Annotated in this window: 10 protein-coding genes; 4 read left to right on the top strand and 6 right to left on the bottom strand. The window is 67.9% G+C overall.

Features of this window, described 5'->3' with window-relative positions:
• Positions 1 to 32 precede the first annotated feature (32 nt).
• Complete coding sequence (gene pcp, locus AC1DRE_RS15280) at positions 33 to 683, top strand: pyroglutamyl-peptidase I (RefSeq protein ID WP_476985393.1); 651 nt, start codon at positions 33 to 35, stop codon at positions 681 to 683.
• Positions 684 to 717: 34 nt separating this feature from the next.
• Here pcp and AC1DRE_RS15275 read toward each other — a convergent pair whose 3' ends face one another.
• Together AC1DRE_RS15275 and AC1DRE_RS15270 are read right to left on the bottom strand one after the other, a co-directional pair.
• Entirely contained in the window at positions 718 to 1362 is a 645-nt protein-coding gene (locus AC1DRE_RS15275; protein ID WP_476985392.1) for an SIMPL domain-containing protein, read from the bottom strand.
• Between the two features lies 1 nt (position 1363).
• The gene (locus AC1DRE_RS15270; protein ID WP_476985391.1) at positions 1364 to 1855 is read right to left on the bottom strand and encodes an eCIS core domain-containing protein; all 492 of its coding nucleotides are present in this window, start codon (positions 1853 to 1855) and stop codon (positions 1364 to 1366) included.
• Between the two features lie 283 nt (positions 1856 to 2138).
• Here AC1DRE_RS15270 and pheS point away from each other — a divergent pair, with 283 nt between their 5' ends.
• From pheS to AC1DRE_RS15255, 3 genes are read left to right on the top strand one after another with little or no spacing between them, the layout of a single operon-like run.
• Positions 2139 to 3200, top strand: coding sequence for a phenylalanine--tRNA ligase subunit alpha (gene pheS, locus AC1DRE_RS15265; RefSeq protein WP_214953183.1), 1062 nt, complete (start codon positions 2139 to 2141; stop codon positions 3198 to 3200).
• A gap of 2 nt (positions 3201 to 3202) precedes the next feature.
• Positions 3203 to 5746 (top strand): phenylalanine--tRNA ligase subunit beta, encoded by a 2544-nt coding sequence (pheT, locus tag AC1DRE_RS15260; protein ID WP_476985390.1) that lies wholly within the window; start codon positions 3203 to 3205, stop codon positions 5744 to 5746.
• Between the two features lie 46 nt (positions 5747 to 5792).
• Positions 5793 to 6473, top strand: a complete 681-nt coding sequence (locus tag AC1DRE_RS15255) for a 4'-phosphopantetheinyl transferase family protein (protein WP_476985389.1) — start codon at positions 5793 to 5795, stop codon at positions 6471 to 6473.
• 31 nt (positions 6474 to 6504) lie between these two features.
• On the opposite strand, the gene AC1DRE_RS15250 is transcribed toward AC1DRE_RS15255, so the two are convergent.
• The 4 genes from AC1DRE_RS15250 to AC1DRE_RS15235 form a co-directional block, all read right to left on the bottom strand.
• Positions 6505 to 7872, bottom strand: a complete 1368-nt coding sequence (locus tag AC1DRE_RS15250) for a M1 family metallopeptidase (RefSeq protein ID WP_476985388.1) — start codon at positions 7870 to 7872, stop codon at positions 6505 to 6507.
• A 55-nt stretch (positions 7873 to 7927) separates the two neighbouring features.
• Positions 7928 to 11905: a Pls/PosA family non-ribosomal peptide synthetase gene (locus AC1DRE_RS15245; RefSeq protein ID WP_476985387.1), complete on the bottom strand. Its 3978-nt coding sequence runs from the start codon at positions 11903 to 11905 to the stop codon at positions 7928 to 7930.
• Between the two features lie 114 nt (positions 11906 to 12019).
• Positions 12020 to 12985, bottom strand: a complete 966-nt coding sequence (locus tag AC1DRE_RS15240; protein WP_476985386.1) for a quinone oxidoreductase family protein — start codon at positions 12983 to 12985, stop codon at positions 12020 to 12022.
• A gap of 148 nt (positions 12986 to 13133) precedes the next feature.
• On the bottom strand, positions 13134 to 14222 hold the full coding sequence (locus tag AC1DRE_RS15235; RefSeq protein WP_476985385.1) for a fatty acid desaturase family protein: 1089 nt from the start codon (positions 14220 to 14222) through the stop codon (positions 13134 to 13136).
• Between the last annotated feature and the right edge of the window lie 166 nt (positions 14223 to 14388).

Here is a 14388-nt window from a genome sequence, read left to right as displayed (position 1 = left end):
CCCGTGTGGACCGCTGTTGCTAGGCTGGGGCCATGATTCTCCTGACCGGGTTCGAACCGTTCGGCGGCGAAACCACCAACCCGTCCTGGGCCGCCGCGGAGGCGGCGTCCGGAATCCTGCAGGGGGAGGGCCATACCGTCGCTGCCGTGGAACTGCCGTGTGTGTTCGGGCAGTCCATCACAGTGCTGGAGGACGCGCTGCGGCGCCACAACCCGGAACTTGTGATCTGCGTCGGCCAGGCCGGCGGCCGGCCGCGGATCTCCCTGGAGCGGGTCGCCATCAACTGCGACGACGCCCGCATCCCGGACAATGCCGGAAACCGCCCTGTGGACGAGGAAGTGGTCGCCGGCGGCCCGGCCGCCTATTTCAGCTCACTGCCGGTGAAGGCGGCGCTGGAGGCGCTTCGGACCGCCGGGATCCCGGCCGAGGTTTCCCAGACCGCCGGCACCTACGTCTGCAACCACATCTTCTACGCACTGATGCACTCACTGAGCACCGGAATCGGCGCCCCGGCAACGCGGGGCGGCTTCATCCATGTCCCGTTTGAGACCCGGCAGGTGCCCAAGGGCAGCGGTACCCCGTCGCTGCCCGCAGCCGTGATGGCGGAGGCGCTCGCCGTCGTCGTCCGCACTGCCCTGGCCACGACGTCGGACATCAAGTTGTCGGCCGGTACAGTCCACTAAGCCTCTCGCGTCCCGGCGCTCGCCGGCCGCGAGGTTAGCTGCGTTCGCGAAGCTCCCAGACGACGCCCACCGTTGCCGACACGCTCGACTGCCCGGCCTCGATCCCCACGGAGTCCGTGGCCATGGCCCGCTGCATTTTCGCCAGCGGAATCGGTCCCGGCACGCCGGGCTGCTGGGTGACTGAGACCACCGGACCAAGTTCAGCCCCCGCCAGCGACGCGAACTGACTGGCGGTAGCAAGGGCGTCCCGCCAGGCGGCCTCCCGTGCCTGTGCGGTGACGGCGGCAGGGTCCGCGAAGCCGAGGTCCAGCCCGTTCAGCCTGACGTCGTTGCCGCCGGCGTCCACCGCCCCGGCGATAACGTCCGAGGAGCCGGCAACGTCGCGCAGCCGGACGGACAGGATGCTTGAGGCCACATACCCCGCCACGGTCTGGCCCTCGCCTTCCTTCCAGACGACGTCGGCGCGGACGTTGAGGCCGGAGGTGCTGATGTCCCGGTCGTCCACACCGCGCTCCCGGAGGACTGCCGATATCCCCGCCGAGGCCCTTCCGGCTGCCGCATACGCGGCGCCAACGTCCTCCCGGCGGCACTCGACGCCGACGGACACCGTCAGGAGGTCCGGCACTGCCTCAGCCGTCCCCGAACCTGTCACCGCTACTGTCCTCGCGATTTTGGTCATGTCATGCCTCAATTCCATCGGGGGCAGCGTTGCCCGTGCGGCGTTTGCCTATTCGGCGTTGGTCCTTACGGCGCTTGTCCGGTCTATGGGTGCGCATATCCGCGTATCCGCCGGCCTCCAGGCCTGCGAGGCGTTCAAAGATGTTCGCGGAGCCGGGGTTTCCCGTCCGCAGCTGCGACCAGCCGGCTGCGATGAAGTACAGCGGCAGGAACGGTAGGCCGCAGCACAAGGCATATTGGCTGCTGTGCCGTTCCTCATGCCGCAACAGCACCGGATTGGACAGGGCCTCCGGCGCGTCGGCGCGGAACAGCACCACATTCCCCACGGTGAACGCCTGGGCAAAGGGGAGCCGGCACCGGTAACCGGTGGCGATCAGCAGGCCGCGCGGTCCGGTGCGGACGGCCGTGCGGGCACACCGGGCCAGCAGCAGGCCCAGGAGAGTCGAAGCATTCAGCGCGTTGGCGATCTGCCGCAGCCGCTGTCCGGAGGTCATGAGGCCATGGTAGCGGCAGCCGGTGATCCCTGCTCCTGCCCGCCATTGCTCTCAACAGGACTGACACCTTGGGTGCTGTGGCACGTTCAGCCGGGCGCCTTCAACTAGACTGGGGGAGAGTGCCCGCCGGACGAATTCCGGCGAGCCCTGCCCTTTGTCGCTCCACGCGTCCGCGGAAAACGGCCGCGCGGAAAGACAAGTCAGTGACGGACACGCTGCCGGTGGACCCGAATGCAGCTGGACAGGTCGCTGGCGATACCCGACTCGTAGCTAAGAACAGTAGATGACTGAAACTTTGCCGGGCGCTGCCATCCCGAACCCTCTGGATGAAGCTGCCATTACTGCCGCCGTAGACCACGCCGTCGCCGCCATTGCTGCTGCCTCCTCCCTTGATGAGCTCAAGGCCGTGAGGCTCGCGCACACCGGGGAGAAGTCGCCGCTGAGCCTCGCCAACCGTGAGATCGGCGGCCTGGCGAAGGACCAGAAGGCCGCCGCCGGAAAACTCATGGGTGCCTCCCGCGGACGCGTCAACAAGGCGCTCGCGGACCGCACCGCCGAGCTGGAAGCCGAAAATGACGCACGGATCCTCGTGGAGGAGACCGTGGACGTCACTGCCGCCCCGCGCCGCCGCCGTGCCGGTGCGCGCCACCCGCTGTCCACGCTGCAGGACCGTGTGGCGGACATCTTCGTCGGGATGGGCTGGGAAATCGCTGAAGGTCCCGAGGTGGAATCCGAGTGGTTCAACTTTGACGCCCTGAACTTCAAGCCGGACCACCCCGCCCGCGAAATGCAGGACACGTTCTTTGTGGAGCCTCCCGAGGCCCACCTCCTGATGCGCACGCACACTTCCCCGGTGCAGGTCCGTTCCATGCTGGAACGCGAAGTGCCGATCTATGTGCTGTGCCCGGGCAAGGTGTTCCGCACCGACGAACTGGACGCCACGCACACCCCGGTGTTCCACCAGTTCGAGGGCCTGGCCATCGACAGGAAGCTCAGCATGGCGGACCTTCGCGGAACGCTGGAGCACTTCGCCCGGCAGATGTTCGGTGACGAGGCCCAGATCCGCCTGCGCCCCAACTACTTCCCGTTCACCGAGCCGTCCGCGGAGCTGGATATCTGGCACCCCGGCGCCAAGGGCGGTCCCCGCTGGATCGAATGGGGCGGCTGCGGCATGGTCAACCCCAATGTCCTTCGGGCTGCCGGCATCGATCCGGACGTCTATTCAGGTTTTGCCTTCGGCATGGGCATCGAGCGCACCCTTATGTTCCGCAACGAGGTGGGCGACATGCGCGACATGATCGAAGGCGATGTACGTTTCAGCGAGCACTTCGGGATGGAGATCTAACAGTGCGTATCCCACTTTCCTGGCTGCGTGAATTCGCGCAGGTACCGGCCGGAGCAACGGCCGAAGACGTGATGGCCGAACTGGTCAAGGTCGGCTTTGAAGAAGAAGCGGTCCACCGGCCCACGGACACTCTCCAGGGCCCCATCGTGGTGGGCCAGGTCCTGAGCCTCGTCAAGGAACCGCAGACCAACGGCAAGACCATCAACTGGTGCCAGGTCCGCGTGGTCCCGGAGGGCCGGGAACAGACCCTCACCGGCGAAGGCATCGACCCGTCCGGTGTCCAGGGCATCATCTGCGGAGCCCACAACTTCGTGGAGGGCGACAAGGTCGTTGTCACCCTTCCCGGCGCCGTGCTGCCCGGCGACTTCCACATCTCCGCGCGCAAGACCTACGGGCATCTCTCGGCCGGCATGATCGCCTCCGTCCGCGAACTGGGCATCGGCGAGGACCACGACGGCATCCTGGTGCTGTCCCGCATCGGGCTGGATCCGGAAATCGGCACGGACGCCATGGAGCTGCTGGGCCTTTACGACGAGGCAGCCGAGATCAACGTGACCCCGGACCGCGGCTACGCGTTCTCCATCCGCGGCGTGGCCCGCGAATACGCCCACGCCACCGGAACGTCCTTCACGGACCCGGCGGCAAAGGTGCAGGCCCCGGCTGAGCTGGCCGGCGGCTATGGCGTCAAGCTCAACGACGACGCCCCCATCTACGGCAAGCCCGGCTGCGACCGCTTCGTGGCCCGCACCGTCCGCGGCGTGGACGCGACCAAACCGACGCCGCTGTGGATGGTTTCACGCCTGCGTCTTGCGGGGATCCGCTCCATCTCCCTCCCGGTGGACATCTCGAACTACGTCATGCTGGAACTCGGCCAGCCCACGCACTGCTACGACCTGGACAAACTGTCCGGCGACATCGTGGTGCGGCGCGCCGTCGCGGGGGAGAAGATCACCACCCTGGATGACAAGGAACGCAAGCTCGACGTCGAGGACCTCCTCATCACTGACGGCTCCGGCGCGATCGGCATCGCCGGCGTGATGGGCGGCGCCGCCACCGAAGTGTCGGATTCCACCACGAACGTCCTGGTCGAGGCCGCGCACTTCGACGAGGTGTCGATCGCCCGGTCACGCAGGCGGCACAAGCTGCCCTCCGAGGCGTCCAAGCGTTTCGAACGCGGCGTTGACTGGCAGGTGGCCGGCACTGCCGCGCAGCGTGTGGTTGACCTCCTGGTGGAGCTCGCAGGCGGCACTGCCGACGATTCCGGCACCGATGTCGGCACTGCACCTGACGCCGTGGCCATCGAACTGCCCGCGGCGTTTGCCGCGGCGCGGATCGGCATTGATTTCACCGAGGAGCAGATCGTCACCTCCCTCGAGGACCTCGGCGCTACGGTGGTGAAGAACGACGCCGGCTGGACGGTCACTGCCCCGAGCTGGCGGAACGACCTCGAAACCAAGGAAGACCTCTCCGAGGAAATCGCCCGGCTGGTCGGCTACGACCAGATTCCGGCGACGCTCCCGGTGGCACCCCCGGGACGCGGCCTGACCCGTGTGCAGCAGCAGCGCCGCCGCCTGGTCCAGGCACTGGCCGATGCGGGGCTCACCGAGGTCCTGTCCTACCCGTTCGTGTCCAAGGCCGCCAATGACACCTTTGGCGTGGCCGAGCAGGGAACCGCCCGCAAGGCCGTCAAGCTGGCCAACCCGATCAGCGAGGAACAGGGCTACCTGCGGACGTCCGTCCTTCCCGGCCTGATCGAGGTGGCCAAGCGCAACCACTCGCGCGGCTTCCGCGACCTGGCGGTCTTCGAGGCCGGCCTGGTGTTCCTGCCGGGTGACACCATGGGTACGCCGTCCATCCCGCCGCTCGGCGTCAAGCCCTCCGATGAGGTGCTGGATGCCCTGTACGACGGCGTTCCGGACCAGCCGCTGCACATCGCAGCGGTCCTGACGGGCCATGACTCGCCCGCTGCCGCAGCCCACACGCCGCGTGCCTGGGACTGGGCAGACGCCGTGGACATCGCCCGCCTCGCCGGCGACGTCCTCGGAGTTGAAATTGTGGTCAGCCAGGGCCACCACCAGGCATACCATCCGGGACGCGCAGCCCAGCTGGCCCTGCGTTCGGGCGAGGTTGTCGGCTACGCCGGCGAACTGCACCCCAAGCTGCTGGCCGCGCATGACATGCCGGCACGTTCGGTGGCGCTCGAGTTCAACGCCGACGCCCTCTTCGAAGCGGCAGCCGACGTCATCGTCGCGAAGCACATCTCCGGTTTCCCGGTGGCCACCCAGGACGTTGCCCTGGTGGTTCCCCAGGAGATCCCGGCCGACGACGTCCTGGCCGCCCTCCGTGAAGGCGCCGGCGAGCTGCTGGAAGATGTGGCACTGTTTGACGTCTACGCAGGAAAGGGCATCGAGGACGGCAAGAAGTCGCTGGCTTTCGGCCTCCGCTTCCGTGCCGCGGACCGGACGCTGACGGCGGACGAGGCGTCTGCCGCCCGTGAGAGCGCCGTTGCCATGGCCGCCGAGCGCTTCGGGGCCGTTCAGCGCTAGTCGGGTCAGCGCGAGGCGCTCAGGGCTAAGACCGGAAGGGCGGGCCATGGCATCACAGCTTATTGTGCGTGCCTGCCCGCCCTTCCGCGTACCCGGGCAGGATCCAGCACGGGCGGAAGCGGCGCTGGAACGCGATGCCCGGCAGTTCCTGGACCCGGCGGAGCTGGAGCGCGCCCGGGCCATGACGGCCGTGCCACGTCAGGATTTCCTGGCCGCAAGGCTGGCCCAGCGCCTGTTCGCGGCGGAACTGCTGGGCGTGCGCGCACAGGACCTGACCGCCCGGTACAGTTGCCCGCGGTGCGGCAGCGGTCCGGGCATCACCCACGGCAGGCCCGGCTACACGCTGGATGGAGTGCCCGCACCCCTGCTGCTGAGCCTGTCGCGGGCAGCGGGCTGGACCCTGTTGGCGGTGGTGACGGACCCCGGTCCGGAGGAGCGGCTGGGGGTCGACGTCGAAGATCCGCAGCGGCTGGATTTTGACGGGTTCGACGCGGTGGCGCTGACGGCGGCGGAACGCCAGGCTGTGGCCTCCCTGCACGGGGATAACCTCCTGCGCGGCCGCGCCCGGCTGTGGGCGCGGAAGGAGGCGTTCCTGAAGATGACGGGGGAGGGCCTCAGCCGGGCGCCGGAGACGGTTGATGTGCTTGACCGGCCCGGCGTCAGGTACCTGGCCCCGGCTGTGTCCGGACTGCCGGTGGACCTGGTGGCCGCCGTCGCCGTCGGGTGATTTCAAGGTCCGGCCGAAGTAGCCGGGCGCGCTAACGGGCCGGCAGGGGCGGCAGTGTCTCCTCGAACAGCCAGGGATGGAGCAGGGCTTCCGAATCGATGCCCGCCACACGGTCCGCGGTCTGGATGAACCCGGCGGTGGAGACGGATCCGTGGCGGTTGTTCGCGGCCCAGTCGTGCAGCAGCGCAAAAAAGGCGAGGTCGCCGCACCGGATCCGCAGCGCGTGCAGGGCGAGGGCGCCGCGCTTGTACACGCGGTCATCGAACATCAGTTCAGGGCCGGGGTCGCCAACCACGATGTCCTGGCTCCCGGCGTCGAGCTTCCGCCAGGCGGCAGCTGCGCGCTCCGCGGCGCTCATGACGCCGGCCGCCTCCGACCAGATCCACTCCGCGTAGCAGGCGAATCCTTCATGCAGCCAGATGTCGCTCCAGGCCCCAACGGTCAGGGAATTGCCGAACCACTGGTGGGACAGCTCGTGGGCGATCAGCCGCTGCGATTCCCAGCCGGTGTCCAAGTGGTTGGGGCCAAAGATGGAGAGCGTCTGGGATTCGAGGGGTATTTCGAGCTCGTCCTCGGCCACCACCACGGTGTACTCCTGGAAGGGGTAGGGGCCGAAGCTGTTGACGAACGTCCGCATCATCTCCGGCTGGCGGGCCAGTCCGCGGCGCGCGGCATCTGCCAGGGCCGCGGGCACCGCGACGTGTTGCGGGACGCTGCCGGCAACGGGCGTCGTGTCCAGGGTGAGGACATCGTACCGGCCGATCTGGACGGTGGCGAGGTAGGTCGACATCGGCTCGGCCTGTTCGTAGGTCCACGTCTCACGGCTGGACCCTGTCCTGCGGGAGATCAGCAGTCCGTTGCACACGGCACGGTAATTGACGTCCGTGGTCACTGCGATCCTGTAGCTGGCTTTGTGCCGCGGGTGGTCGTTGCAGGGAAACCAGGAGGCGGCGCCGTTGGGCTGGCCAGCCACCAGTGCTCCGTCGGTAAGTTCCTCCCAGCCCACTTCGCCCCACAGGCCCCGGCGGGGAGCGGGATTTCCCTCGTACCGGATGTCCAGGATGAAGCGGTCTCCCGGGAGCAGGGCGGCGTCAGGGACCACCACCAGCTGCTCAGCGCGCTGGCTGAATTTCCGCACCTTTTTGCCGTTGAGTGAAATTTTGACGGCGCGCATTCCCGCGAGGTCCAGGACAATGGCCGACGCCGCCCGGTCCGCCTCCGCGTGCAGGACTGCCCGGCCGTTCAACCTGTTGCTGGCCAGTTTGTAGTCCAGGTCCAGTTCGTACCTGGTGACCCGGTAGGCGTTCGTGCCGTGCCCCGGGACGTAGGGATCCGGGGAGCCTGACGGTTCGTCCGGCCGCCGCACGCCGTCGGGGCTGGAAGTTGCTGCAAAACTCATAGAGCGGGCCTTCGTACTGCGAACGTTGCGGATCCGGGGACAGGCTGTGCTGGAGCTACTTGAGCCGCCGAGCCGGGACTGCCGGGCCTGCCCACGGGCTGACCGGATTGCCCATCCAGTACGTCGCGGCGGGAACGGTTTCCCCGCGCATGACCAGGGATGCCGGCCCCACGGTGCCGCCCCGCGCGATGCTTGCCCGCGGAAGGATGACGCCATGTGGTCCCATCGTGGCTCCGTCTTCGAGGGTAACAGTGTCAATGCTCATGATGCGGTCGTGGAAAAGGTGGGTCTGGACCACACAGCCCCGGTTGACCGTTGAACTCTCGCCCAGCGTCACAAGATCCGCCTCGGGCAGCCAGTAACTCTCGCACCACGTGCCGCGGCCGATCTTCGCGCCCAGGCCCCGCAGCCACCACACAAGGGCCGGCGTTCCCGAAGCCGAGCGGGCGAACCACGGCGCGCTGACCATTTCGATGAAGGTATCCACAACCTCGTTCCGCCAGATGAAGGAACTCCACAGGGCGTGCTCGCCGGCCCTGATCCTGCCCACCAGCAGCCATTTGGCGGCGACGGCACTGACAGCTGCAACGGCACCTGCCGCAAGGAGCACGAGGCCGCCCAGCAGGGCAGCGATACCGTAGCCGGACACCGAGGCAAGCCAGTCGAACGCGAGCATCACGCCGGCGGCCAGGGCCACCGTGAGGATCACCGGGATGAACCGGCAAAGCTCCCACAGGGCGCGCGCCAGTTTCAGCCGCAGCGGCGGCTGGAACGTCAGGGTGTTGTCTGTGGCGATGGCCGTGCGCCGCAGCCGCACGGGCGGACTGCCGAGCCAGGAGGTGCCCGACTTGGCCTTGGCCGGAGTGGCCGAGAGGACGGCCACCAGCGAGTTCTTGGGGACGCTCCGTCCCGCACCGGTCATCCCGGAGTTGCCGAGGAAGGAGCGCTTACCGATCTTTGCCGGGGCAATCCGCATCCATCCGCCACCAAGCTCGTAGGACGCCACCATGGTGTCGTCCGCAAGGAACGCACCCTCGCCGACGGTTGTCATCTTGGGGAGCAGCAGGACAGTGGAAGCCTCCACGTTCTTGCCCACCTTTGCTCCGAGCAACCGCAGCCAGACCGGGGTGAAGAGGCTGGCATAGATGGGGAACAGGACGTCGCGGGCCAGGTCCAGCACCCGTTCCGTGGCCCAGACCTGCCAGCCGATCCGGCTCCGCACCCGGAAGTAGCCTTCCGTCAGACCCACGCCCAGCAGGCGGGTCGTGGCGAGGATCAACAGGAGATTGGTGATGAACCACGCCAGCGCCGCGAGCGGCAGCGAGGCCAGGACCTGGGGCACCGCAGCCGAGAGGGATTCGCTGCCGCGGATCAACAGGAACACCACGAACGCCCCTGCGAAAGCGGACATGTAGGGGATGGTCGCCAGAATGGCGGAGGCTGTGGCAAATGCACCGAACCAGAGCCTGCCGATCAGCGGATGGGCGGCCGGCGTCTCCGGCCACGAGTGTTTGGCCTTGCCGATCCGCTCGGCGGGGGAACCGGCCACGAGTTGCCCGGCCTTGACCTTTCCGAGCACGGCAGACCCCGGCTCCACCTGACCGCCGGCGCCGATGCTTGCGCCCGGCATGAGTGTGCTGCGAGCCCCCACTGCTGCGCCCGCCCCGACATGCACCCGGCCGATGTGGACGGAATCGCCATCGATCCACCATCCGGACAGATCCACTTCGGGTTCGATGTTGCAGCCGCGCCCCAGCGACAGCATTCCGGTGACCGGCGGAAGGGAGTGCAGCTGGACGTCGTTGCCGATCTTCGCGCCAAGGGCCTTCGCATAATAGGGAACCCAGGGAGCGCTGGCCAGGCTGATGGCGCCGGACAAATCCTGGATCTGCTCCGCCAGCCACAGCCGCAGGTGCACCTTGCCGGACCGGGGGTAGGTCCCGGGGGCCACCTTCCGGAGCAGGGTCCTGGCAGCCAGGACAGAAATGCCCATCCGGCCGGCCGGGCTCACGAACACCAGCCAGGAGGCAGCCACCCACCACCACGAGATGACAGGAGCCGCCGAGAAGCCGGCAAAGGCTGCCAGCAGGTTGTTGGCCGCCATGACGTAGGTGAGCCAGCGCATCCCCACCAGGATGTGCAGGGGGACGCCCATCAGCGTCTGGAAAACCTGGGACTTCAATGCCGTGGGGCGGACCTCCCGCTCGGGCGCCGGACCGGCCACTCCTTCAGGCAGGGATTGACGGGCGGCGTCGATCAGCGCGCCCACCCTGGGGGTGGCGTAGATGTCGGCCACGGTGATGGTGGGGTAACGGACCCGCAGCGCCGAGACCAGCTGCGCTGCCGCGAGGGATCCGCCGCCGTGGGCGAAGAAATCGGCATCCAGGTCGGACGCCGGTGTCCCCAGAACGCGGCCCCACTGCTCCACGATCCAGCTGGCGTCGTCCGGCAGGTTCAGCGGGGCATTGTCCGCGTCGGCGGCCCCTGCTCCGGCCAACGGCCAGGGCAGGGAGTGGCGGTCAACTTTCCCGCTTGTCTTCGTGGGCAGGGATTCAACCACCGTCAGAAGCGGGATGAGCGCTGCCGGAAGGCTGGCCCCCAGCAGACCACGGGCGACGGTGAGGTCGATATCCGCGGTGCCCGCAGGGGCAAGGTAGCCCACCAGGATCTGGTTCCCTGCCGCCGTCGTGCGCACTGCCGCCGCCGCGCCGGCAACACCCGGCAGCGCCTGCAGCGCCGCGTCGATCTCGCCGAGTTCAATCCGCCGGCCACCGAGCTTCACCTGCTCGTCGGCGCGCCCCATAAAGACCAGGCCCTCCGCTTCGTAGCGGACCAGGTCTCCGGACCGGTAGGCCCGGGTCCAGCCAAGGGATGGCATTGGCGCGTACTTTTCGGCATCCTTGGCGGGGTCGAGGTACCGGGCCAGCCCCACGCCGCCGATGATGAGCTCGCCCACTTCGCCCTCTGCCACCGGAACTCCGCCCGCGTCAACCACGGCGAGGTCCCAGCCGTCCAGCGGCAGGCCGATCCGGACGGGACCGGGCAGGCCCAGCGGCGCCGCGCATGCCACTACGGTGGCCTCGGTCGGTCCATAGGTGTTCCACACTTCCCGGCCGTCCACGGCGAGCCGTTCCGCGAGCTCGGGCGGACAGGCCTCGCCGCCGAAAATCAACAGACGCACGTTTTCCAGCGCTTCGGCCGGCCACAGGGCGGCGAGGGTGGGCACCGTGGACACCACTGTTATCCCGTGGCTGATCAGCCACGGACCGAGGTCCATTCCGGTGCGCACCAGCGACCGCGGAGCGGGGACGAGGCATGCACCGTAGCGCCAGGCCAGCCACATCTCTTCGCAGGAAGCGTCGAACGCCACGGACAGTCCGGCCAGGACGCGGTCCTGGGGGCCAATGGGTTCCTCCTGCAGGAAGATCCGGGCTTCGGCATCGACGAATGCGGCCGAGGACCGGTGCTGCACGGCGACTCCCTTTGGTGTGCCGGTGGAGCCGGAGGTAAAGATCACCCAGGAGTCGTCGTCGGGCTCCGGCATCCGGGGATCCGGGAACGGCTGCGGGCGCTTGCCCCCTGTGACGATCCCGCCGTCGGCCCTGAGGATGGCCGCCACACGGGCTTCACTGAACACCAGCTTGGCACGTTCGTCGGGGTCATCAGCATCCACCGGGACGTACGCGGCCCCGATCAGCAGGACCGCCAGGATGGAGACGTACAGCTTGTTGGTGCCGGACGGGATGCGGACGCCGATCTTGGCGCCGGCCCCGAGACCCGCCTGGTGCAGCTCCCGCGCCGTTGCCCGGACCTCGGCCATCAGCTGTGCATAGCTCAGCCGCCGGTGGCCGTCGTCCAGCGCCGAGGCCTCCGGATACTTCCTGGCCGTCTCCTGGAGGATGTCGATCAACGTCCGCTCGGGTGGCGCGGCAGCGGCGCCCGGCAGTTGCGGCAGGTAAAGGTTCCGGACGGCTGGACGCGAATCGGTGCCGGTCTCCGGCGTGGCGCCGGGAGCTTGCGGTTGTTCAGTCACGGGGTGATTCTTTCCGCACAAGATGAACAGAAGGTGTCGCAGTTCGCCGGGGGTTCGCAGGCTGTTTGCGCCGCGTTAACCGGGGTCGCCTATTACCGGCCCTCCTGGGCCGGGTCAGGGAACCAGGATGACCTTGCCGGTGGTGCGGCGCTGTTCGAGGTCGTCGTGGGCCTGGGCCGCCTTTGTCAGGTCGTAGCGGCCGCCGATCCGGACCTTGAGGCTGCCGTTGGCGGCCGCCGCGAAGATCTCGTCGGAGCGCCAGCGGCGTTCCTGGGCGTTGCGCAGGAAGTGGTTTATGGTCGGCCGGGTCAGGTACAGGGAGCCGCCGGCGTTAAGCCGCTGCGGATCAAACGGCGGAACCGGTCCGGATGCGGCTCCGAAGAGAACAAGCGTGCCGCGGACACGCAGGGCAGCGAGGGAACCGTCGAACGTGTCCTTCCCGACGCCGTCGTACACCGCGTCCGCGCCGGTTCCGTCGGTCAGTTCCCGGACCCGGGCGGCGAAGCCTTCGTAGCGCAGCACCTGGTCGGCGCCGGCTTCGCGGGCCAGCTTCCCCTTGTCGTCGGAGGAGACGGTGGTGATGACGCGGGCGCCCTTCGCCTTCAGCAGCTGGATCATGAGCAGGCCGACGCCGCCGGCTCCGGCGTGCACCAGTATCGTGTGGCCCGGTTCGACGCGGAAGGAGGAATTGATCAGATAGTGCGCGGTGATGCCCTGGAGCGGAAGGGCGGCCGCGGTGAAATCGTCTACGCCGCGGGGGACAGGCAGTGCCTTGTCCTCATCGATGAGGATGTAGCCGGCATAGCAGTTGGTGCCTTCAGCGGTGGCCACCCGGTCTCCGACCGAGAACACCGTTACGCCCTCGCCCAGCTCCTCCACTGTGCCGGCCGCCTCGGAGCCCGGCGTGAACGGATACGACACCTTGTACGTGCCGCTGCGCTTGTAGGTATCGATGAAGTTCACCCCGGTGGCGGCGACCTTGACCAGGAGCTGGCCGGGACCGGGCACCGGCCGAGCCACCTCTGCCAGCTCCAGAACCTCCGGGCCGCCCGCCTTGCGGGCGACGATTGCGTGCATCATGTGTCTCCTTCCCTGGGCTGGGACTTCCAGGCCCGGATACTGGATCCATCCTAGGGACACCGCTGCCAACGACGAAGTGACGGCCGGTAACCGGCCGTCACTTCGGGTCAAACGTGGAATGCGGGTGTGCGGCCTCAGCGGCGCGTGCTTAGTAGCGGCGGGTGACGGTAGCCATGGGGCATTCGAAGTGGCGGCCCGCGGAGAGGCCCACGTCATTGAGGTAACGGACGATGATGCCGTAGGACTGCAGCAGGGTGGTCTCTGTGTAGGGGACCTGGTGCTTGGCGCAGTACTCGCGGACGATCTTGGCGGCCTTGTCCAGCTGCGGGCGGGCCATGTCCGGGAACAGGTGGTGCTCGGCCTGGCGGTTGAGCCCGCCCAGCAGGATGTCCATGAAACGGCCGCCGGAGATGTTCCGGGACGTCAGGACCTGGCGGCTGAAGAAGTCCACGCGGCTGTCCGCGGGCAGGACCGGCATGCCCTTGTGGTTCGGGGCGAAGGAAGCGCCCATGTAGAAGCCGAAGACGGCGAGCTGGACGCCGATGAACGCCAGGGCCATGCCCCACGGCAGGAAAGTGAAGGTGAGGACCGGCAGCAGGCTCAGGCGTGCCAGGAGGATCGGGATTTCAACCCAGCGGTGCGTGACCTTGGCGCGGCGGAAGATGAACTTGACCGAATCGATCTGCAGGCCGAGGCCCACCAGGAACAGGAGCGGGAAGAAGAACCAGCCCTGCTTGCGGGTGAGGAAGGCGAACCGTCCCTGCCGGGCGACAACCGCTTCGGTGTGGAAAGCGATAGGACCGGGCGCGATGTCGGGGTCCTTGGAAATGACGTTGGGGTGGTTGTGGTGCGCGCCGTGCTTCTGCTCCCACCAGGAATAGCTCATGCCGGCCACGGACGTGGCGAGCAGCCTTGCGGCCCAGTCGTTGGCGCGGCGGGAGGCGAAGATCTGGCGGTGCCCGGCCTCGTGGGCCAGGAAGCTCAGCTGGGTGCACAGGATGCCCAGGGCGGCGGCAATCAGGAGCTGGAACCAGCTGTCACCGATGAGCGCGAAACCGAACCAGGTGGCGGTCATCAGGAGCGCCAGGACGGAGAACACGGTGACGTAGAAGCCGACGCGCCGTTCGAGCAGGCCCGCTGCCTTGACGCTCTTGAGGAGTTCTGAGTAGCTCAGGACAACCGCATTAGGCTGCCGGACGCGCGTCTGGGGGCGCTCCGAAGTAGTTGTGGGGGTCATGGACTCGGGGCCTCGTAACTGTTACGGGCAACGCTGCAGCCGACATTCGGACCGCACGGTCAGGATCACCCTTCTCCAAGCATACGCTCACACTCATAATGAGGGCAGGTGGGAGTTGATGCATAAATATCGGCCTCTATGCATAGTCTTGCTGTATAGTCGTTCC

Source organism: Arthrobacter sp. P4_H3, from assembly GCF_056400885.1.
This window is presented reverse-complemented; position numbering and strand designations above follow the sequence as displayed.